Source organism: Streptomyces sp. NPDC005963 (assembly GCF_040638655.1).
Classification (GTDB): Bacteria; Actinomycetota; Actinomycetes; order Streptomycetales; family Streptomycetaceae; genus Streptomyces.
Map to the genome: position 1 here is coordinate 1 of NZ_JBEXVD010000006.1, position 22,152 is coordinate 22,152.

The 22,152-nt window shown below is 70.5% G+C and carries 14 protein-coding genes; 3 read left to right on the plus strand and 11 right to left on the minus strand.

Annotated features, from left to right (window positions below):
• The 4 genes from ABZ348_RS11305 to ABZ348_RS11320 form a co-directional block, all read right to left on the minus strand.
• Positions 1-6,095, minus strand: a 6,095-nt coding sequence (locus ABZ348_RS11305; RefSeq protein ID WP_358931656.1) for an amino acid adenylation domain-containing protein, incomplete at its 3' end; no start/stop codon positions are given.
• A gap of 136 nt (positions 6,096-6,231) precedes the next feature.
• Complete coding sequence (gene entS / locus ABZ348_RS11310; protein ID WP_358931658.1) at positions 6,232-7,569, minus strand: enterobactin transporter EntS; 1,338 nt, start codon at positions 7,567-7,569, stop codon at positions 6,232-6,234.
• Positions 7,556-8,047: an ATP-binding cassette domain-containing protein gene (locus tag ABZ348_RS11315; protein WP_358931660.1), complete on the minus strand. Its 492-nt coding sequence runs from the start codon at positions 8,045-8,047 to the stop codon at positions 7,556-7,558. Before ABZ348_RS11315 ends, entS begins: the two co-directional genes overlap by 14 nt.
• Positions 8,048-8,298: 251 nt before the next feature.
• Positions 8,299-8,577 carry a phosphopantetheine-binding protein gene (locus ABZ348_RS11320; RefSeq protein WP_358931662.1) on the minus strand — a complete coding sequence of 93 codons (279 nt, stop codon included), beginning with the start codon at positions 8,575-8,577 and terminating at the stop codon, positions 8,299-8,301.
• A gap of 293 nt (positions 8,578-8,870) precedes the next feature.
• On the opposite strand from ABZ348_RS11320, the gene ABZ348_RS11325 reads away from it, so the two are divergent.
• Positions 8,871-9,371: a GNAT family N-acetyltransferase gene (locus ABZ348_RS11325; RefSeq protein ID WP_358931664.1), complete on the plus strand. Its 501-nt coding sequence runs from the start codon at positions 8,871-8,873 to the stop codon at positions 9,369-9,371.
• A gap of 134 nt (positions 9,372-9,505) precedes the next feature.
• Here the strand turns inward: ABZ348_RS11325 and ABZ348_RS11330 are convergent, their stop codons facing one another.
• From ABZ348_RS11330 to argC, 7 genes are all read right to left on the minus strand, one after another.
• On the minus strand, positions 9,506-9,715 hold the full coding sequence (locus tag ABZ348_RS11330) for an MbtH family NRPS accessory protein (RefSeq protein ID WP_358931666.1): 210 nt from the start codon (positions 9,713-9,715) through the stop codon (positions 9,506-9,508).
• Positions 9,716-9,743: 28 nt separating this feature from the next.
• Complete coding sequence (locus ABZ348_RS11335; RefSeq protein ID WP_358931668.1) at positions 9,744-12,590, minus strand: condensation domain-containing protein; 2,847 nt, start codon at positions 12,588-12,590, stop codon at positions 9,744-9,746.
• A gap of 35 nt (positions 12,591-12,625) precedes the next feature.
• Positions 12,626-14,053: a lysine N(6)-hydroxylase/L-ornithine N(5)-oxygenase family protein gene (locus ABZ348_RS11340; protein WP_358931670.1), complete on the minus strand. Its 1,428-nt coding sequence runs from the start codon at positions 14,051-14,053 to the stop codon at positions 12,626-12,628.
• A 70-nt stretch (positions 14,054-14,123) separates the two neighbouring features.
• Complete coding sequence (locus ABZ348_RS11345) at positions 14,124-15,344, minus strand: acetylornithine transaminase (protein ID WP_358931672.1); 1,221 nt, start codon at positions 15,342-15,344, stop codon at positions 14,124-14,126.
• A complete protein-coding gene (gene argB / locus ABZ348_RS11350; protein ID WP_358931674.1) occupies positions 15,341-16,366 on the minus strand; it encodes an acetylglutamate kinase in 1,026 nt (341 codons plus the stop codon). The genes ABZ348_RS11345 and argB overlap by 4 nt, the downstream gene beginning before the upstream one ends.
• Positions 16,363-17,514 carry a bifunctional glutamate N-acetyltransferase/amino-acid acetyltransferase ArgJ gene (argJ, locus tag ABZ348_RS11355; RefSeq protein ID WP_358931676.1) on the minus strand — a complete coding sequence of 384 codons (1,152 nt, stop codon included), beginning with the start codon at positions 17,512-17,514 and terminating at the stop codon, positions 16,363-16,365. Before argJ ends, argB begins: the two co-directional genes overlap by 4 nt.
• Positions 17,511-18,539, minus strand: coding sequence for an N-acetyl-gamma-glutamyl-phosphate reductase (gene argC / locus ABZ348_RS11360; protein WP_358931678.1), 1,029 nt, complete (start codon positions 18,537-18,539; stop codon positions 17,511-17,513). The genes argJ and argC overlap by 4 nt, the downstream gene beginning before the upstream one ends.
• A gap of 576 nt (positions 18,540-19,115) precedes the next feature.
• Here argC and lanKC point away from each other — a divergent pair.
• Entirely contained in the window at positions 19,116-21,869 is a 2,754-nt protein-coding gene (gene lanKC / locus ABZ348_RS11365) for a class III lanthionine synthetase LanKC (protein ID WP_358931680.1), read from the plus strand.
• Between the two features lie 32 nt (positions 21,870-21,901).
• Positions 21,902-22,033 carry a SapB/AmfS family lanthipeptide gene (locus ABZ348_RS11370; RefSeq protein ID WP_358931682.1) on the plus strand — a complete coding sequence of 44 codons (132 nt, stop codon included), beginning with the start codon at positions 21,902-21,904 and terminating at the stop codon, positions 22,031-22,033.
• The last annotated feature ends 119 nt before the right edge of the window (positions 22,034-22,152 follow it).

A 22,152-nucleotide genomic window follows, 5' to 3' on the forward strand; every position in this document is an offset into this window, starting at 1 on the left:
CCTGGGGTGTGGGGTGGTCGGGTGGTGGGGGTGTGGGTGTGGGTGGGTGGGGGGAGTTGGGTGTGGTCGATTTTGCCGTTGATGGTGGTGGGGAGGGTGGGGAGGGTGATGATGTGGGTGGGGATCATGTAGTCGGGGAGGGTTTGGGTGAGGGTGTTGCGGAGTGTGGTGGGGTTGGCTGTTCCGGTGATGTAGGCGGTGAGTTGGGTGGTGTGGGGGTTGGGTTGGTGGGTGGTGATGGTGGCGGTGGTGACGCCTGGTTGGTTGGTGAGGGTGGTTTCGATTTCGGCGGGTTCGATGCGGTAGCCGCGGATTTTGATTTGGTGGTCGGTGCGGCCGAGGTATTCGATGTGGCCGTTGGGTTGTTGGCGTGCGAGGTCGCCGGTGCGGTACATGCGGGTGCCGGGTGGGCCGTGGGGGTTGGCGATGAAGCGTTCGGCGGTGAGGGTGTGGCGGTTGTGGTAGCCGCGGGCGAGTTGGGGTCCTGCGAGGTAGAGCTCGCCTGTGGTGCCGGGGGGTACGGGTTGGAGGTGGTGGTCGAGGATGTGTGTGTGGGTGTTGTCGAGGGGGTGGCCGATGATGGGGGTGGTGCTGTGGGTGGTGTTGGCGGTGAGGGCGTCGACGGTGAATTCGGTGGGTCCGTAGTAGTTGATGACGTGGGTGTGGGGGTGGTTGGTGCGGAGTTCTTGCCAGAGGGGGGTGGGGATGGCTTCTCCGCCGAGGAGGAGGAGGGGGAGGGGGTTGGGTGTGTTGAGGAGTCCGGTGTCGAGGAGTTGGCGGGCGTAGGAGGGGGTGATGTCGAGGGTGTGGATGTGGTGTTGGTGGACGTATTGGGTGACGGTGTGGGCGTCGCGTCGGTCGTGTTCGTCGAGGATGTGGAGTTCGTGTCCGGCGATGAGCCAGAGGAGTTGTTCCCAGGAGGAGTCGAAGGAGAGGGATGCGGTGTGGAGGGCGCGGATGCGGTGGCCGAGTTTTTGGGTGGTGGGGTGGTAGAGGTGTCGTTCGTGGTCGCGGTAGAGGTGGGTGAGTCCGCGGTGGTGGAGGACGACTCCCTTGGGGTGTCCGGTGGAGCCTGATGTGTAGATCAGGTAGGCGGCTTGGTCGGGCAGTATCTCGGCCAGTGGGCCTTCGGCGAGGGTGGCAAGTTGGTTGAGGGTTTCTTCTGTGTCGAGGACGATGTGGGGGATGTGGAGGGTGGTTGGTATGTGGTGGTTGGTTGTGGTGGTGGTGAGGATGTGGGTGGGGTTGGCGTCGGTGAGGAGGTAGTGGAGTCGTTCGGTGGGGTAGTCGAGGTCGAGGGGGAGGTAGGCGCCGCCGGCTTTGAGGACGGCGAAGGTGGCGATGATGGCGTTGGTGTTGCGGGGGAGTGCGAGGGCGACGATGGATTCGCGGGTGACGCCTTGGGCGATGAGGAGTCGGGCGAGTTGGTCGGTTGCGGTGCCGAGTTCGGCGAAGGTCATGCGGGTGGTGCCGGCGACGATGGCGGTTTCGTTGGGGGTGGCGGTGATTTGGTCGGTGAGGATGTCGAGGATGGTTCCGGGTGGGACGGGGTGTTCGGTGGTGTTCCACTCGGTGAGGAGCGCGTGTTCCTCTGGGCTGAGGAGTTTGAAGTCGGCGACCCGCTGGCCCGGGTCGGCCACAGCCTGCTCCAGCAGTCGTAGCAACCGCTCCGCCAACCCCACCACCGACGACCGATCAAACAGATCCGAGGCGTAGAACACCTCAAGGTCCAGTTCGTCGCCGTGGGCGGAGTCGGAGAATGTGATGTCAAGATCGAACTTGGTGACACCCGGGTCCACCCGGTCCACCGTCGTGTCGAGACCGAACAGCCGTTGGACGTCCTGGGTGACCGTGCTGTGCGACACCATGGTCTGGAACAGCGGGTGCCGGGTGAGCGAACGCTCCGGGTTCAGCGCTTCCACCACACGGTCGAACGGCAGATCGGTGTGATCGAGCGCCGCCAGATCGGTGGCACGGACCCGGTCGAGGAGTTCGGTGAACGTCGGGGTGCCGGTCAGGTCCGTGCGAAGGACGACCGTGTTGACGAAGAAGCCGACGAGCCCGTCGAGCGCCTCGTCCCCGCGACCCGCGACCGGGCTGCCGAGGGGGATGTCGTCACCCGCGCCGAGCCGGTGCAACAGCGCCGCCACCGCGGCGTGCACCACCATGAAGACGCTGCTGCCGCTTTCCCGGGCCAACTTCCGCACCCCGGCCGCGAGCTCCGCCGGAACCGCCCGGTGCACCATGCCGCCCGCGTTCGTCGCTACTGCGGGCCGGGCGCGGTCGGTGGGAAGCGTCAACTCCGTGGGTATTCCGTTGAGTTGTGCGCGCCAGTACGTCGCTTGCCTGGCTGCCAACGACAGGTCGTTCGTCGGATCGCCGAGGAGGTTCCGCTGCCACACCGCATAGTCGGCGTACTGCACCGGCAGGGCGGGGGCGTTCGGCGTCCCACCGGCGACTCCGGCCGCGTATGCGTGTTCCAGACCGCTCAGGAACGGCCCCATCGACCATTCGTCGCTGGCGATGTGGTGCATCAGGACCACCAGGGCGTACGCCCCGGCCTCGGGGTCCCGCAGCAGGGTGACGCGCAGGGGCGGTCCCGCCGACAGGTCGAACAGGTGGTTGAGCGCGCTGCGCGACTCCTCGTCGAACCGGGCGGCCGGCGTCTCCACCACCCGCAGTTCGATCGCGGCCTCCGCCATGGAGAGCACGCGCTGCCGGGGTTCGCCGTTCACGTCGACGATGACCGTGCGGAGGGATTCATGGCGTGACACCACGTCCCACAGGGCCGCGTTCAGCGCAACGGCGTTCACCGGTTCGTCGAAGCGGGCCACGAAGGGGATGTTGTAGGTGGCGCTGGGGCCCTCCATCTGGTCGAGGAACCACAGCCGCTGCTGTGCGTAGGACAGGGGCGGCAGCTCCGGACGGTCGGCGGCGGCCGTCAGCGCGGGGCGTCCGGCGGTGGAGCGCTCCCCCAGTCGTAGGGCCAGGGCCGCCACCGTACGCGCCTCGAACACATCGCGGATGGTGCAGTCGGCACCCAGGGTGGTCCGCACCCGCGCGATCACCCGGGCGGCGAGCAGCGAGTGGCCGCCGAGGGAGAAGAAGTCGTCCTCGGGGCCGACGCCCTCCACGCCGAGTACGTCCGCGAAGATCCCGGCGAGGATCTCCTCCCGTGCGCCGCGCGGCCCGCGGCCCGTGGCGCTCGTCAACCCCTCCAGATCGGGCGCCGGGAGCGCTCGGCGGTCGATCTTGCCGTTGGCGGTGAGCGGGAAGGCGTCGAGGACGACCACTGCGGAGGGCACCATGTACTCGGGCAGTCGATCGGCCACCACCCGGCGCAGTGCGGCTGGTTCCAGGGCCGAGCCGTCGACGGCCGTCACGTATCCCACGAGATGGTGCACTCCGGGGCGGTCCTCGCGCACCAGGACCACGGCGCGTCCCACCGAGTCCGGGGAACCGAGTGCGCTCTCGATCTCGCCGAGTTCGATCCGGAAGCCCCGGACCTTCACCTGGTCGTCAGCGCGGCCGAGGAAGTCGATGTGACCGTCGGGGCGTCGGCGCACCAGGTCACCGGTGCGGTACATCCGGCTGCCCGGCTGCCCGTACGGGTCGGCGACGAAGCGCTCGGAGGTGAGCGCGTACCGTCCGAGGTAGCCGCGGGCCAACTGGGCGCCGGCGAGGTAGAGCTCCCCGGGGCGGCCGACGGGTGAGGGGCGCAGTGCGCCGTCGAGGACGTACGCGCGGGTGTTCCAGAACGGGGTGCCGATGTCGGGTACGCCCGTGTGTTCCGGGTCGAGCGTGCGGGAGGTGGCCCAGATGGTGACTTCGGTGGGGCCGTAGACGTTGGTGACCGAACGGGCGGACCGGGCCAACCGTTCGGCGAGGTCGGCGGGCAGCGCTTCGCCGCCGACGAGGACCGTGATGCGGTCCAGCGAGGTGGGGCCGCCGTCTTCGAGCAGGGCGTGCCACAGCGAGGGAGTGGCCTGTACGACGGTCGGGCGGTGGGCGTCGATCAACGAGGACAGGGCGGCGGGGTCGCGAACGGTGTCCCGGTCGGCGAGGACCACGCTGGCACCGTTGATGAGGGGGGTGTAGATCTCCAGGGCGGCGATGTCGAAGGAGATGGTGGTGACGGCGACCAGTCGGTCGCCCGCGACCATGGCCAGTTCCTCGGCCTGCATCTGGAGGAAGTTGGTCAGCGCCCCGTGCGGGACGACGACGCCCTTGGGGCGTCCGGTGGATCCCGAGGTGTAGATGACGTACGCGGGACGGTCGCCGTGGACCTGCCTGCCGGGTGCGGGGTTCAGGTCGGCGAGCTCGGCGAGGGTGTCGGGCGCGTCCAGGACCACGGTGTCCACGCCCCGTACGTCGGGGGCGGCTGCTGCGGAGTCGAGGGTGGTCAGCACGCACACGGGGTGGGCGTCCTCGACCATGAACTCCAGCCGGTCGGCCGGGTAGTCGAGATCCAGTGGAAGGTAGGCACCGCCCGCCTTGAGGACGGCGAGGACGGCGACCAACAGATCGGCGCTGCGTGGCAGTGCGAGTCCCACGATGGACTCGGGGCCCACGCCCCGGGCGGCGAGCAGCGAGGCCAGCCGTCCCGCACGGTCGTTGAGTTCGGCGTAGGTGAGGGTGGTGTCCCCGGCGATGACGGCCGGTAGTTCGCCGTGGGCGACGACCTGTTCCTCGAAGGCGTCGACCACGGTGCGTTCGACGGTGGGGTGTGCGGTGGCGTTCCACTCGTCGATGACCCGGGTCCGCGTGGCGGCGGGCACCAGGTCATGGCTGCCGATGGGTGCGTCCGCGGGTACGGCGGCGACCTCGTCGAGGAAGTGGGCGAACTCGGCGCAGCGTGCGGCGAGGGCGGGTGCGTCGTACGCCTCGGGATTTCCGTCGAACTCGAAGCGTAGGCGCTGTTCGGCCGCGTCGTGGTAGAGGCCGAGAGTGAGGTCGTCGACGGGTCCGGCGGCCACGTTGTGGACCGTGCCTGGGGTGCCGGCGAAGTCGAGGGCGTTGTCGAACGCCTTGACGTTGACCATGGGGCCGAGGAGCCCCCGCTCCCGGCCGACGAGTCCGAGGTCGCGGTGGATGTCTTCGGCGCGGTAGCGCTGGTGGCGGCGGAGCGCCCGGACGTCCGCGGCGACTTGGGAGACGAGGGTGGTCAGCGGGGCGTCGGGACGGACGGAGATCCGCAGCGGCAGCACGTTGACGACCATCGCGGGCACCTTGAGCGCGACGGAGCCCAGACGGGCCATCGCGGGCAGCGACAGCAGGACGTCACGGCTGCCCGTGGCACGGTGCAGATAGGCCGCGAAGGCCGCGGTGACCACGTCGGCCCAGCTGGACCGGGCCGCGCGGGCGATGGCGAACACACCGGCGGTGGTTTCGGCGGAGAGGGTGGCGGTCTCCCGGCGGAAGGCGTGGGAGGCGGGGAAGGTGGCTCCGCTGAGGGGCTCCGGTTCGGGGCGGTCCGCGAGGCGGGTGTGCCAGTACGCGCGGTCCTGTTCCCACTGGGCGGAGTTCCGGTAGGCGTGCTCCTCCTCGATGACGGAGGTGAGCGGGCCGAAGGGACTCGGTGCCGGCTCGTCGCCGCACACCAGTGCCGTGTAGATCTCCGCAGTGCGGCGGCTGAACAGGGAGAAGCCATAGGCGTCCAGGGCGATGTGGTGGACGCGCTGGTACCACCAGGTGCGGTCGGGGCCGATGCGGTGGAGCGCGAAGTGGAACAGGGGTTCGGTCGCCGGGTCCGTCGGTGTGTCCATGTCGGCGCGCATCGAGGCCAGCGCCGCGGCCACGGGGTCCGCGGCGTGCGTGTGGTCGACGATCTCCAGCCCGTGCCAGTCGTAGTCGGTCTGCGGCAACTGGTGCGGTTCGCCGTCCTCGCCGTGCTCCTCGAACCGTACGGTCAACGCGGTGGTCTCGGAGATCGTCCGGCGGACCGCGTGTTCGAAGAGCGTGGTGTCGATGGTGCCGTCGATCTCGATGTACTGACCGACGTTGTAGACGGGGGAGAGGGCGTCGAGCCGCTGGCCGTACCAGACGCCGGTCTGGGCCCCGGTGAGAGGAAGACGCTGGGAAGCACGCTCGGTCATGGGATCTTGCTCCAGGGGTCGGACGCGGCGGGGTCGGTGGGGCGGCCGGTGATGGCCGACGGGGGCGATGGGCACGGGCTGGCCCCGTGGGGGCGGAGGTGCGTCGACCGTCCGGAGCGACGCACCCCCACCCGGTCTACGGGCGGTGCTTCTGGGCCTGTTCGAACGTGTCGTCCGCGGAATCGTCGTCGTCCTCGTCGTCCCACGCTTCCTTGGGGAGCGTGGCCTTGCGCAACCCCGGCACGGTGACGGCGATCGCAACGGCGGTGACCGCGCAGACCACACCGTTGACGACGGCGGCGCCCGAGGGACTGAACCACTTCGCGATCAGGGCGACTTCGGCGTCGCCGACGATGTCCCCGGTGGTGTCCTGGGTCGTGCTGACGCTGACGATGCGCCCGCGCAGCCGATCCGGGGTGTTGTGTTGGACCAGGGCGTATTCGAGGATCTCGTACACCGTGCCCGCGCCGCCGCAGATGGCGAGCATCACCACGGCGACGACGATGTTGCCGCTGAGCCCGAAGCCGATCATCGAGAGTCCACCGACGAACGCCGAGATCAGCAGCAGTCGGCCCGGCCTGGCGGCCCGGGTGAGCCATCCGCTGGTGGCGGAGACGACGACGGATCCGACCGCGGACGCGGTGTAGAGGACGCCGAGCATCACGTCGCCGCCCCCGAACTCCTTGTCGACCATGGCGGGGAACACCACGACCGGCATGGTGAACAGGGCCGTCACCCCACCGAGGGTGAGCAGTCCTCCCACGACCTTGTTGCGCCAGGCGTACTTGAACGCCACCAGCAGCGATCCGGAATCCGCCTCGGCGCCGTCCGTGCCGTCTTCCCCCTCTGCGTCGTCTGCGTCGTCCCGTACGGGCGGCAGTGGCCGGATGCGGGAGATGAGGAAGGTGGTGACGGCGGTGGTGGCGGCGGCGAACGCGAACACCGGGCCCGGCCCCCACAGCGCCAGCAGCACACCACCAAGTAGCGGGGCTGCGATGGAGCCGATCTCGCCCGTGAGCGAGATCAGGGCGCCCGCGGCGGGCAGTTGATCGGGACGGACGAGCGTGGGCGCGACGGCCATCAGGGCCGTCACGCTGACACCGGTTGCGAGGCCGTCCCAGGCCACGCAGAGGAAGATCACCCACACCTTGGGGTCCGGTGACAGGGCGTTCCAGGCCAGTCCGGCGAATGCGAAGGCAGCGGCGCCCCGGGCGTAGACGATGAGCCGCTTGCGGTCCATCCGGTCGGCCATCACCCCGCCCCACAGGGAGCCGATCAACACCGTGACGCTCATGATCATGCTGGTCACGGCGATCTGGAAGATGGACTCGGTCAGGTCGTAGACCTGGGCGGCGAGCGCCACGCTGGCCATGCCGAGCCCGAACAGTGAGACGACACGGGCGATGAAGATGGAGCGGAAGTCGGCGCTGGAGCGCAGGGGTTCGACATCGATGAGGTAGTCACGCACGGGCACGGGGGTCTCCCGTCGCGGTGTCTCTCGTCGAACCGGCGTCAGCGCGGCGGTCGGGGGCGTGGTCCATGGGCTTGTCCGTGATCTCGGTGGAGGCGTCGGTCGAAGGGCGCAGCGCGGCCGGTCGCATCGGTCGCCGTCGAACCGTCCGGCCCGGGGGCAGCACCAATGGGGTGTCCGTCTCGGGGTCGCTGACGATCCGGCAGCGCACCCCGAAGACGTCGTCGACGAGGTCGGCGGTGACGATGTCGGCCGGCGGGCCCTGGGCGACGACCCTGCCGTTTTGCAGGGCGATCACCTGGGTGGCGTAGCGGCAGGCCTGGTTGAGGTCCAGTGCGTGCAGCAGAGTCGACTTGCCGCTGCCGTGCGGGCCGACGATCGCCGTCAGTGCCCCCTCGGGGATGCTGACGCCGAGCCGTTCGGCTGCGGCACTCGGGTCGTACGCCGGCGTCAGGCCGCCGGCCCGGAGCCTCTCACCCATGATCTGTCTTTCCTCCGTCGATTCCCTGCGGTGGGCCCGGCCGTTCGGGCGCGAGCCCGGGCGCTCCCGTGCGAGGGGAGCAGCCGTGCCGCTCGGGATGCTCGAAAGCCTGGTGCAGGCGGCTTGCCGTCCGCGGTGGTCGGCGAACGACGGTCGGGCCGACCGGTTCTGTCAGGTTCGGCGCTGAATCTGACGGTCGGTACTGCGCGTGGTGCGCTCGATGTCCCCAGCGGACGTCGGTGAGCGAGCCGTCAGGCTCCGCCACCGAGGAGGACGGCCCATTCTTTGAGCGTCGGTCGCTCGGCGAGCTCGACGAAGCTGATCCGGGCGCCGTCGGCACGCCAGGTTTCGACGAGCGTCATGAGCCTGATGGAGTCGAGTCCCTGGTCGAGGAGGCTCTCGTCGACCAGTACGTCTTCCGTCTCGACGTACAGCATCTCGGCGACATCGCGCACCAGGCGCTCCAGGGCGAAGGTGCTCTCTCCGGAAGCCTGCGGTCCGGAAGTCTCTGGATGGGCCGTGTCGGCCATCGTCGGTGTTCCTCTCCCTGGCTGGACTCCGCAACCCATCAGCAGAGTTTAGGTTAGGCTTACCTAACTACTTCCGGTCATCCTAAGTCAAGCCGACGGTTCGCGCGAACGGCGACGGTGTACGACCAACTCCCCCTGCTTGTCAGGGTGGTGGGGCGACCGTGATCGTCATGTCGTACTGTGGCTGAATATTAGGCAAGCCTTGCCTAAGTGTCACCGGTCTGTGGGTGACGTGTCCACGGGTGCGCACGGCGCGGCTCGGGCGTTCCGCAGGACCGAGGAGAGGGAACCCATTGACCACGGCTCCGCCGCGTCCCGCCGCCCAACTCTCGTCCCCCGTCGTACGGCAGGCGAACGCTCTGGACGCCGCAGCCCTGCACGCCCTGTCCCGGCAGTTCTTCCGCTGCGGTGCCCTACGGGAGCGCCCAGCGGGCCACTACGCCGCCGAGGCCGCCGACTTCCTGGTCGCCGAACTGCCCGGGGACGCCCCGGCAGGCTGTCTCGGCCTGCGCACCCATCCCGATGAGCCCCACGGGCCGGCAGCGGTGCTCTACAACTTCTGCGTCTCACCGGGCAGTCAAGGCCGTGGAGTGGGATCCGCACTGCTGCGGTCCGCGCTCGCCCAGGCCGCCGCCCGCTCCCTTCGAGCGGTGTTCACGGCCACCACCGGCAGCGGGGAACTCTTCCTGCGCCACGGTTTCACCCCGATCGCCCTCGAACTGGCCCCCCTCACCTGGGTGAACGCCCTCGATCCGCGGCGCGGATCCACCGTGCTCGCCCGCACGCTGAACTGACGACGGACCCCGGGTGCGGACTCCACACCCTCCTGGGGTCCGCTCGTGCCCGGGGTCCACTGTTGCCCGGAAAGAGGTCATGCCGATCGGCCGGCCCTGACGGAATCCATCAGGACCGGCCGGCGGCGGGTGGATCAGGACCGGGCGACCAGACTCGCCGGGCGCATGTCCGTCCAGTGCGTGTCCACGTACTGGGCGCACCCCTCCTTGGTGTCCTCGCCGTGCACCACGGTCCAGCCGGGCGGAACCGCCGCGAACGCGGGCCACAGCGAATGCTGGTTCTCCTCGTTCACCAGCACGAAGTAGCTTCCGTCCGGGTCTTCGAAGGGGTTGGTGGCGGTCATCGTGACATCTCCTCGCTTTTCAGTGTGTTCAGCTGTTTCGGTGTGTTTCAGGGCTGTACGGGTGGATGGAGGTGTGGCTTGAGGTGGTGAAGGTGGTGATCAACTCGGTCAGCTCGGCCGTCAACCGACGGGCCTCCTCCTCGTTGAACACGTGCGCGGCCCAGCGCCAGCGCAATTCGACGCTCGCTCCGATGGTCGGGCCACCGCCCGTGACGACCGTGAGCTCCAAGGGCCCCGTCAAGGTGGGTCCGGCCCCGGGGAGAGCAGCCAGCGCAGCCCGGAGCGCCGCGGCCTCGGCCGTCGGAGCGGGTTTCCAACCGGGCGTGCCGGCCGTGGTGCCCGCGCGCACCCGATGGATCACACGTACTGCGCTGCGTGTCCCCCCGGCCAGCAACGGCGCCGTCTGCGCATTGAGGTGCCGCAGTTGTTGGTGCCCCCGCCCGCCGTCGGGTACGCGGGCCAGGGCCTCGGCCGTACGGGACAACGCCTGCTCCGCCCGTACGTCGGCGGGGGAGGCCCCTGCTGGGGGCACGCGGAACGGATGGACGACGGTGAACCCACCCGCCGTCCGCGCCGGACGGGCCGGGTCGGCGAACTCCCGCTCCACGACGAGCCCGGGGTCGGCATCGCCGCCGTGCAGCCGCGGTTCGTCGTGCGCGGCGACGGCGAGCGCGGTGAGGACCGCGACCTCCCAGCCGTGGGCGTCCGCACCACGGCGAGCGGCACCCGCGACGGTGACCTCGGTGGTCAGCTCGCCGTGCCAGCCGGCCGCTCCACCGATGGACGCAGCGGGCGCCCCGTCGTCCGCGTGCGCGGACAGGGTCGACCACAGGGGCAGTTCCGACATCCGTTCGGGGCCGTTGGCCTCGGCCAACAGCGTTCGCGTCCAGCCGCGCAGACTCTCCACGGCCGGCCCGTCCGTACGTACCCGGTCCGCGAGCAGTGCCTGGTAGGACGAGGCGAGTTCGGGGACGATCACTTGCCAGGAAGCGTCGTCCACCGCCGTCACATGTGCCGTCAGCAGCAGCCGCCCCGACACCCCGGGGCCCGAGTCGAACCACACCAGACGCAGTACGGTGCCCGTCCAGGGGTCGAGCGCCAGGGCGGCCCGCCGCGCCTCTCCGGCGATCAGCGCGGACAGCCGGTCGCCCGTCGCCCGCCCGGTGACCACCCGCCGTACCGTCTCCGGGTCGATCACGGCCGGGGCCAATGCGGACGCCAACACCTCCTGCGTCCACACCTCACCGGCGGCCCCACCGAGACGGTGCAGCCTCAGGCGCAGCGCAGGCTGGGAGCGGGCCAGGTGTGCCACCGCGCGGCGCAACACCACCGGGGAGAGTCCCGCGGGAACCTCCCACAGCGCCGACTCCTGCCGCCGCTCGACGGCGGTGCCCGACTCCCGGAGCCGGTGGGCCACGGGCAGCAGGGGCAACCCGCCCTGTTCCTCGGATGCCGCGTTCCGCTGCGGCGGGCTCTCGGCCACCGCCAACACCGCCCCGGACGGGCGCGGTGCGACCGCCTCGACGGCGTCGGGAGTACGGAGGGCCGACAGCGACCGCCCCGGCTCGCGGCAGAGCTGGTGCAGCAACTCCACCTGCCGATCTGCGTGTTCGGCGAGCGCCGGCACGTCGTACAGCGCCGGATTGCCGTCGAAGTCGAGCCTCAACCGCCCGTCCGCGTACCGCACGGCGGAGATCGACAGGCCGTCCACCGGTCCGGATGCGAGGGTCACGATGTGTCCGGGCACGCCCGCGAAGTCGACCTCGGTGTCGAACGGCCGCAGATTGAGCAGCGGTCCCGGCCAGTGGGGGTCCATGCGGCCGGGCCACAGCTCGCCCACGATCTCCTCGCCGCGGAAGCGCTGGTGGGTGCGGACGGCCGTGAATTCGGCGGCCGTGCGTTCCAACACGGTGGCGAAGGTGTCGTCCCCGCCCAACGCCACCCGTATGGGCAGGACGTTCACCGCCATCCCCGGCACCCGCAGCGCCCCGGGCGCCGAGCGGGCCATGGCGTACATCGCCAGCACCGCATCGCGCGTACCGGTTTCGCGGTGCAGTTGTACAGCGACGGCGGCGGCGATGGCCTCGGCCCAGGTGCAGCGCGACGCCCGGGCCGTGGACAGCACCGCGGCGGCCGTCTGCCGGTCGAGGACCACCGTACGGCGCAGGGCGGTGTCGGACGGCGGCGCGGAGCCTTGGCGGACCGGGGTGAGCGGCGGACCGTCGCCGTACCGTCCCGCCCAGTGGGCCCGATCGCGTGCGTACTGCGCCGACGCCGTGTAGCGGGACTCCGCCTCCACCAGGGTGGACACGGGCGCGAACGGAGAGGCGGGCAGGGGCGTGCCCCGCACCACGGCCGTGTAGACCTCGGCGATGCGGCGGGTCAGCAGGGTCACTCCGTAGCCGTCGACCGCCAACTGGTGGAAGTACTGGAAGAGGAGGTGGTGCCCGGGCCCGACGCGCACCAGGACCGCGCCCGTCAGCGCAGGCGCGCCCTCGCCGGTGCCGAACAGGAGGTCCAGCCGCGGCGGACAGGCGAGCTGCTCGCGCACCAACTCCACGGCAGCCGCCGTCGGGTCGGCCGCTCCCGTCGTGTCCAGCCGCGGCAGCCGCCAGTTCGCCGCGTCGAAGGGGACCGGCTCCTGGAGGAGTCGCCCGTCCTCCTCCCGAATCCGGAAGTGCAGCCCCGGCGCCTCGGCCAGGGTGTGCCGCAGCGCGTCCTGGAGCGCGTCGATGTCGACGGGGCCGATCAACTCGACGTACTGGCCGACGTTGTAGCCGGCGTGATCGGGGTCGGCGCGCTGTGCGGACAGGACGTGTGACTGCGCGGCCGTGAGTTCCTGCGGGCGGGCCGGGGTGAGCGTCGCGTGAGACATCTCGCCTTCCTGGGGAGTCGTCCGAGCGGGTGGGGTCAACGGCCGGGGGCGACGCCGGCCGCCTCGGCTCCCCTGCCTGCCAACGCCTCGTCGTCGAGGAGCGCGGCTGCCTCCGTCCGGGCGTCCACCGGCGGCGCGGCGGGCCCACTGCTCAGGAGCGCGTCACGGATCTCGCCGGAGCGCACGGCCAGCGTCGACAACAGGGACGAGGTGATTCCGTGGGTGTGCTCGGTGACCGCACCCTGGAGGAACACCCCGGCCGATATCCGCTCGTCGGTCACCAAGCGGTGGTTGCGGTCGATGCGCAACCGCCCCTGGCCGTCGGTCAGACAGTGGTCGGCCAGCGGACCGAGCAGTTCCCGCGGGTCGTTCGGGCGGTAGCCGGTGGCGAGCACCACCGCATCGGAGTCCAGGGTGAAGCGCTCGCCGGTGGTCAACGAGGTCACCACGGCCCGCGCACCGTTGGCCATCTCCTCGACACCGGTCAGCGCGGTCGTCCGCAGGATGCGCAACCGCTCGGTGCCCGAGACCTTCTCCTGGTAGACCGTCCGGTAGAGCTGATCGATCAACTCGCCGTCCACCACCGAGTAGTTGGTGTTCCCGTGGTATTCGAGCAGGGCGCGCTTCACCCCCTCGGGCGCGTCGTAGAAGTCGTCCACCGCGGACGGATCGAAGATCCGGTTGGCGAAGGGGCTGTCGTCGGCGGGGCTGTAGCCGTAGCGCGTGAACACCGCGCACACCTCGGCGTCCGGGAAGGTGCGGTAGAGGTACTCGGCGGTCTCGGCAGCCGACTGCCCCGCACCCACGACGGTGAACCGCCGGTGCGGGCGCTCCTTCAACTCCTGCGTACGGAAGAGGAGGTCACGGTTGTGCCAGACATGCTCGCCCAACGTCACGCCCTCGGGTATCTGCGGACGCAGCCCGGTGCCGAGCACCACATTGCGGGTGCGCACCGAGCCCTCGGTGTCGCCCGCAGCACCACCGACCGTCCGCAGCGCCACGTCGAAGTGGCCGACGCGACCGTCCTGGGCCACCGGTCGCAGGGCCAACGCCTCACAGCCGTACGACACCTGGTCGTTGAAGCCGGCCGCACACCAGGCGAGGTAGTCGTGGAACTCGACCCGGGTGGGGAAGAAGCTCTTCTGGTTGATGAAGTCGACGAGGCGTTCTCGCTCGTGGAGGTAGCGCAGGAAGGTGTAGCGGCTCCCAGGATCGCGCATCGTGACCAGATCCTTGAGGAACGACACCTGCATGGTCGCCCCTTCGATGAGCATCCCGCGGTGCCAGCCGAATCCGGCCTGTCGCTCAAGGAACGTCGACCGCAGCAGCTGCTCCGGGGCACAGCGTTCGTTGTGTTCCTGGACGGCGATGGCCAGGGCGAGATTGGCCGGGCCGAAGCCGATGCCCACCACATCGTGGATGGGGGTCTTCCGCTGTGCGTTGCTCGCGTGACCTGCCGGCATGATCGTCCTCACTCGTGGTGGCCTGTGGGTATGGGGGGTTCGGCGGTGTTCGTTGGAGGGACCGCGGGAGTCAGCCGAGGACGGCGGGGAACGCCGCCACGAGTGCGTCGACGTCGTCGGCACCCACGGTCAGTGCCGGTGCCAGCCGCACGGTCACCGGATTCACGGCGTTCACCAGGAATCCCGCCTCCCGGGCCGCCTGTTGCACCCGCGCTGCCACGGGCTCCGTCAACACGACGGCGAGGAGCAGCCCGGCGCCCCGCACCTCGCGCACCAGGGGGTGCCCGATGGCCTCGATGCCGTGCCGCAACCGTGCGCCCGTGCTGCGGGCACGGGCCAGGAGACCTTCGTCCTCGATGGTGTCCAGCACGGCGAGGGCCGCCGCGCACGCCACCGGGTTGCCGCCGAAGGTCGAGCCGTGCTGTCCCGGTGTCAACAGGTCCGCCGCCGCGCCGAAGGCGAGGGTGGCGCCGATGGGCAGCCCACCGCCGAGCCCCTTCGCCAGCGTCACCACATCGGGATCCACGCCGGGGTGTGCCTGGTGGGCGAACCAGTGCCCGGTGCGTCCGGTACCGGTCTGCACCTCGTCCAGCATCAGCAGTGAGCCGTTGGCACGGGTGATGTCCCGGGCGGTCCGCAGATAGCCGTCCGGAGCTGGCAGTACCCCCGATTCGCCCTGGACCGGTTCGATCAGGACCGCGGCGGTCTCCTCGGTGACCGCGGCCCGCAGGGCGTCCGGGTCGCCGAACGGCACGTGCGTCACCCTGCCCGGCAGGGGGAGGAAGGGCCCACGCTTGTCCGGCTGTCCGGTGAGCGCCAGCGCTCCCATGGTCCGTCCGTGGAAGCCGCCGTCGGTCGCCACCAGATGGGGGCGGCCCGTCCTGCGGGCGATCTTGAACGCGGCCTCGTTGGCTTCGGCGCCCGAGTTGGAGAAGAACACCCGCCCGGCGCGGCCGTCGAGCCGCAGCAGCCGTTCCGCCAGCGCCACCGGGGGTTCCGCCACGAAGAGGTTCGACACATGGCCCAGCCGGGCGACCTGGGTGCTCACCGCACGCACGATCGCCGGATGGGCGTGGCCCAGCGCGTTCACCGCGATGCCGCCGGTGAAGTCGAGGTACGCGGAGCCGTCCGCGTCCCACACCACGCTGCCCTCACCGCGCACCAGGGCCATCGCGGGCGTCCCGTAGGTGTCCATCATCACGGCACGCCAGCGCCCGGTGAGCGCCGCCGTGCCACTGCCGTGTGACACGTCGTCGGTGTCGTGCGCTCCGGGCGTCGTGTCCGCCGTCATCGGTCGTCCTTCGTCTTCACATCGTCCGGCAGGGTGTCGGGGACGCCGTTCCTCGGGCCTTTGGCGGCCTTGCGCCCCGGGTGGCCTTCTTCGTCGGGGACCACGGTGGTTCCGGTGGTGTGATCGGCGAACACCTCCCGCAGGAGGCAGTGCGGCACCCGTCCGTCCAGTACGTGTGCCCTGCGCACCCCCGCGCGCACCGCCTGGAGACAGCCCTCCATCTTGGGCACCATCCCGCTCGCCAGCGAGGGCAACAGCCGCTCCAGCGCGCCGGCCGTCAGTTCGTCGATGACCTCGGTGCTGTGCGGCCAATTCGCGTACAGGCCCTCGACATCGGTGAGCATCACCAACTTCTCCGCGTCCAGCGCGACGGCCAGCGCGGACGCTGCAAGATCGGCGTTGATGTTGTAGATCTGGCCGTCGTCGCCCCGGGCGACGGGGGAGACCACGGGGATCCGTCCCCGATCGAGGAGCGCCCGGAGCGTGTCGGGGTCGACGCGGACCACATCGCCGACGAGACCGATGTCGACCGGTTCGCCGTCCACCTGCGCCAGCCGTCGTACCGCCGTCAGGGTGTGGGCGTCCTCGCCGGTCATTCCGACGGCGAACGGGCCGTGGGCGTTGATGAGCCCCACGATCTCCCGCTGCACCCGGCCCGCCAGCACCATCCGGACCACGTCCATGACTTCGGGCGTCGTCACCCGCAGACCGGCCGCGAACCGTACCTCCAGATCGAGCCGGCCCAGCAGCGAACTGATCTGCGGGCCGCCGCCGTGGACCACCACCGGCCGCAGCCCCGCGTAGCGCAACGCGACCACGTCCTGGGCGAAGGCGCGTTTCAACCCCTCGTCCACCATGGCGTTGCCACCGAACTTGATGACGACGACCTTGCCCTGGAACGTCTCCAACCAGGGCAGCGCCTCGATCACCGTACGGGCCCGCGGGGGCGTTGTGCGTACGGGGGGAGGTGAGGGGAGCTTCGCCGGATCGGTCGCCGCGGCCGTCGTACCCGCTGCGCTCATGAGCTGTACGCGCTGTTCTCGTGGACGTATGCGGCGGTGAGGTCGTTGGTCCAGATCACCGCGGACTCCTGTCCGCTGCGCAGATCGACGGTCAGGGTGATCTGGCGCCCGGAGAGGTCGACCTTCTCACGCGATTCGCCCGCTGCTCCGTCGCGGCACACCCAGACGCCGTTGATCGCCACGTCGAGCCGGTCGGGGTCGAACACGGCGTCGGTGGTGCCGATTGCCGAGAGCACCCGGCCCCAGTTGGCGTCCTCGCCGTGCAGTGCGCACTTCAGGAGGTTGTTCCGGGCGATCGAGCGGCCCACGGCGACGGCGTCGCCCTCACTGGCCGCGCCCACCACCTCCACCTCGATCTCCTTGCCGGCGCCCTCGGCGTCGGCGATGAGCTGTCGGGCCAGGTCGAGGCAGACGGTGTGCACCGCCCGTGTGAAGTCGTCCGCTTCGGGGGTGATGCCGGACGCCCCCGAAGCCAGCAGCAGCACCGTGTCGTTGGTGGAGGTGCAGCCGTCCGAGTCGACCCGGTCGAAGGTCGTGCGGACCGCCTCCCGCAGGCTCGTGTCCAGGGCGTCGGCGTCAACGTCGGCGTCAGTGGTGAGCACCACCAGCATGGTGGCCAGCGAGGGGGCGAGCATTCCGGCGCCCTTGGCCATTCCGCCGACCGTCCAGCCGTCCCGGGACACCTGCGCCGTCTTCTCCACGGAGTCGGTGGTCCGAATCGCGACGGCGGCAGCACGACCGCCCTGCGCCGTCAACTGCTCGGTGGCCTCGGCGATGCCGGTGGCCATCCGCTCCATCGGCAGTCGGACGCCGATCAGACCGGTGGAGCAGACCGCCACGTCGTCGGTGCGCAGCCCGAGGGCCTGTGCGGTCAACTCGGCGCTGCGCCGGGTGTCGTCGTCACCCGCCCGGCCCGTACAGGCATTGGCGCCACCGGAGTTGAGGACGACTGCCGCCGTCCGGCCGCGGCGCAGCACCCTGCGGGACCACCGCACGGGTGCGGCCTGCACCCGGTTGCGGGTGAAGACCCCGGCCGCCGCGTACGACGGGCCGCCGTTCACCACCAGCGCCAGGTCCAACGCTCCGGACTCCTTGATCCCGGCGGCGATTCCGCTCGCGAGGAATCCTTGGGCAGCGGTCACACTCACGGGGCGACTCCATTCAGGGGCAGTCCCAGGGTCTCCGGCAGCCCCAGGGCGACGTTCATGCTCTGCACCGCACCACCTGCGGTGCCCTTGGTGAGGTTGTCGATCGCGCTGACGGCTATGAGTCGGTCGGTGTTCTCGTCCAACGCCACTTGTACGTGGGCGCAGTTGGAGCCCACGACGGATGCGGTGGAGGGCCACCGTCCGGGGGCGAGGAGACGGACGAACGGTTCTTCCGCGAACGCCTCCTCGTAGGCGGTGCGCAGTTGGCCGGCCGTCGTCCCGGGGCGGACCCGGGCGGAGCAGGTGGCGAGGATCCCGCGGGCCATCGGGGCGAGTGTCGGCGTGAACGAGACCGCCACCGCTTCACCCGCCGCATCGGAGAGGTTCTGCGCCAGTTCGGGCGTGTGCCGGTGCCCTCCGCCCACATCGTAGGGGGTCATGGACCCGATCACCTCGGAGCCGAGCAGATGGGGCTTGAGCGTCTTCCCGGCACCCGATGTGCCGCTCGCCGCGACGATCACGGCCTCGGGCTCCAGCAGCCCGGCGGCGTAGCCGGGGAAGAGCGCCAGGGTGGCCGCGGTCGGATAACACCCGGGCACGGCGATCCGTCTGGTCTGCCACAACGCCGCGCGTGACCCCGGTAGTTCGGGGAGCCCATAGGGCCAGACGCCCGGATGGTCAGTGCCGTAGAACCGCTTCCAGTCGTCGGGGTCACGCAGTCGGAAGTCCGCACCGCAGTCCACGATGAGCGCGACCGGCCCCAGGGAGTTCGCGAGGGCGGTCGACTGTCCGTGGGGGAGGGCGAGGAAGACCACGTCATGCCCGGCGAGCGTCTGGGCCGAGGTCTCTTCGATCACCCGGTCGCCGAGGGAGTGCAGGTGGGGCTGTACGTCGCCGAGTCGCTTGCCCGCGCTGCTGTGCGCGGTGAGGGCACCGATCTCCACGCTCGGGTGGGCGGTCAGCAGTCGCAGGACCTCACCCCCGGCATATCCACTCGCGCCTGCCACAGCCACGCGGAACGTCATCTCAGGAGTCTTCTCTTCCGATCGCTGGTGACACGGTGTGCACGCCAGCTCCGCCGACGGGAACTTAGCTTAGCCTAACCTAATGTTCCCGCCGGTGGTTCGAGGCGGCACCGCCGAAGGCTCAAGAAGACCTGCGCAGCGGGGTGCCATTCATCACCGCCAGCCCCTGGGCCCCGACGCCTTCAACGCGCCCACCTGGTGTTTTCCTCTACTCCTGGGCTGTCGGTCGGCCCGCACGCCGTCCCGCCTGGTACCCGCCGCAGGTGCGGGGCGAGTGGCCGACCCGCCCCTCCCGCGACGGACTTCACCGCCGGCGCGACCACGCCCCCGTTCAGCGGTTGCACACCCCCGACCGGGTGCAGTTCACACACCCGTCGCCCCACCCCAGTGCTTCTCGCACACAAAGACGCAGCACACGGCCATGCGACACCCATGTGAATCGCACATCCCCACTCATGCGCAACTGGTGACAGCAGCAACTGTCCGGCCGCCCTGGGCGCATGACACCTTCAGTCACGTCAAGCCGAGCCCCACCGGGACGAGCGGGCCCACCGAGACGAGCGGGAAGGAGTACGCATGAACCCCGAGTACGCCACGTACTGTCAGGCGGATCGTGATTTCTACGACGTGCCCCACCGCTCCTCCAACGGCTCCGAGGTCAACGACTCCCAGGCCAATGGTTCGGCCGCCAACGGTTCCCAGGCCAACGGCTCGGCTGCCAACGGTTCCGGCAGCCCGACCGGCTTCTACGGCCCGGCCCGGGAGCCCGCCCCCGAAGGGTGGGAGCGGTCCCGGCGCGGTGATTGGCTCTCGTACAGCCCCCGCGGGCTCCGACTGCCCCAGCAGGGCTGGAAGATCCATATCTCCGCCACCCTGGACAACGCCGAGTCGGTCCTGCGACGCGTCCTCGACTACTGCGTCCCCCGCCGCCTCCCGGTGAAGTTCATTCCCTCACCGCCGCTGCTGCTCCTGCGCAACGCCAAGTACGCGGACCGGGCCGGCAGCGGCAAGTTCCTCACCGTCTATCCGCACTCGGAGGAGAGCTTCCCCGAGGTCTGCGGCGAACTGATGGAACTCCTCGACGGCGAACCCGGGCCGTACATCCTCAGCGACCTGCGCTGCGGCGACGGACCGGTGCACGTGCGGTACGGGGCCTTCGCCCCGCGCTTCTGCCCCGGCCCCGACGGCAGACTCGTACCCGCCGTCGCCGACCCCACGGGCACCCTGGTCCCCGACCCCCGCGGCCCGTCCCTGCGCATACCCGACTGGGTGACGCCCCCGGCGTTCCTCCAGCCGCACATCGAAGCCCGCACCACCGTCGGCATGGACCAGATGCCGTACGAGATCACCGGCGCGCTCCACTTCTCCAACGGCGGCGGGGTCTACAAGGCCCGCGACCCCCGCACCGGCGAGAACGTCGTCCTCAAGGAGGCCCGGCCGCACGCCGGTCTGGCCGCCGACGGAGCCGACGCCGTCGCCCGACTCGAACGCGAGCGCACCGCCCTGGAGCAACTCGCCGGACTGGACTGCGTACCGCAGGTCCGCGGCACCTTCGAGGTCGGCGGACACCACTTCCTGGCCCTGGAACACGTGCCGGGAACCACCCTGAACACCGTCTTCGCCAGGCGTTTCCCCCTCTCCGCAACGCAGCCGGGCGCCGAACAGCTCGCCGAGCACGCCGCATGGGCCAGGAAGATGCACGCCCTGGTGACGGACGCCGTCCACGCGGTGCACGAGCGGGGTGTGGTCATCAGCGACCTCCATATGAGCAACGTCATGGTCTCCGAGGACGAAGAGAAAGTCGTCCTCCTCGACTTCGAGGCCGCCTCACGCATCGCCGACCGGTGCCGCCAGGTCGTGGCCAACCCGGCGTTCGTCGCCCCCGCCGACAGACGAGGCGTGGAGATCGACCGATATGCCCTCGCCTGTCTGCGCCTCGCGCTGCTCCTCCCGCTGACCACGCTCTTCGCCATCGACCGAGCAAAGGCCACCGAACTCGCCCGGGGAACGACACGGATCTTCCCCGTCACGGAGGACGAACTCCGACCCTCGGTGGACGAGATCCTGTGCGACGCCGAGCAGGACGCCAGCGCCCCCGCCACCCGTCGGCAGATATCCGACGGCCCCGCGCACGCGAACACCCCCGAACCCACCGGCCACCCGGTCACCCCCGGCTCCTCGCGCATACCCGACCCGGGCGACTGGCCCCTCAGCCGCGACTCCATGGCACGAGCCATCCTCGCCTCCTGTACCCCTGAACGTGAAGACCGATGTTTTCCGGGCGATATCGCCCAATTCGCCTCCCCGGCCGGCGGTCAATCCCTCGGCTACGGCGCCGCCGGAATCCTCTACGCACTCCATGAAACCGGCGCGCCGACCAGCCCCGAAGCCGAAGAGTGGCTGCTCGCCCGAGTCAAGGAGCCGGCACCCGGCACCCCCATCGGGCTGTACGACGGCCTCGCCGGCATCGCCTGGACACTGCGCCGCATCGGTCACCCCGAGCAGGCCGCCGAAATCGCCCAACTGATCGCCCGCCAGCCCGTCGAAGGGCTCACGGCCGACCTCCACGGCGGACACGCCGGCATCGCCCTGGCCCTCGACGACCTCGCCCGCACCGCCACCGGTACGGAAGCCGCAGCCCTCGCCGCCACCGCCGACCGCTGCACGGCACTCGCCGCACGCGCCCTGCTCAGCGGCCCGCCCTCACCCCGGACCGGGCTGCTCCACGGCGCCACCGGACTCGCGCTCCTGTTCATCAGACGCTACGAGTCGACCGGCGACCCCCAATTCCTCGACCTCGCGGCCACCGCGCTCCACCGCGACCTGGCCCGCTGCCGCCCCGGAGCCGAAGACGCCCTGCTGGTCGTCGAAGGCAAACGGACCATGCCGTACCTGGGAGCGGGCAGCGCAGGGCTCGCCCTGGTGCTCGACGAGTACCTCGTCCAGCGCCCCGACGACGCCTTCGCCACGGCACGGCGGGCGATGCTCCCGGCCTTCTGCTCCGCCTTCTACGTCCAACCGGGACTCTTCCGGGGCGTCGCCGGGCTGATCCTCCAGCTCAGCCGCACCCCCGTCGGCGAACCCGAGCTCAAGCAGCGGACCATCCGCCGCCACATCGACCTCCTCGGGCTGCACGCCGTGCCCTACGCCGGCGAACTGGCCTTCCCCGGCGAGCAGATGATGCGCCGATCCATGGATCTGGCCACCGGCACCGCAGGGTGCCTGCTCGCCCTCGGCAGCGCACTCGGGGACACCCCCGCGGCCCTGCCGTTCCTCCCGCCGCCACCGCGGCCCACAGACCGGTCCCAGCCAGGGACCGTGCACCAATGAGAAAACAACCGTCCCCACGGAAGGAAATCATCATGGCGCTTCTCGACCTTCAGGCCCTGGAGACCCCGCAGGAAGAGGCGTACGGCGACGTCGCCACCGGAAGCCAGGTCAGCCTGCTGGTGTGTGAGTACAGCTCCCTGAGCGTCGTTCTCTGCACCCCGTGACCCCAGGCCGGAGGGCAGGGCGGTAACCGCATTCCGCTCACTGCTCGGCCTCCGGCACTCCGTACGGTCCCGTGGCCCCCAGGCCCGGGACCGTACGTGCGGGCCGGTGCCCGGCGAGA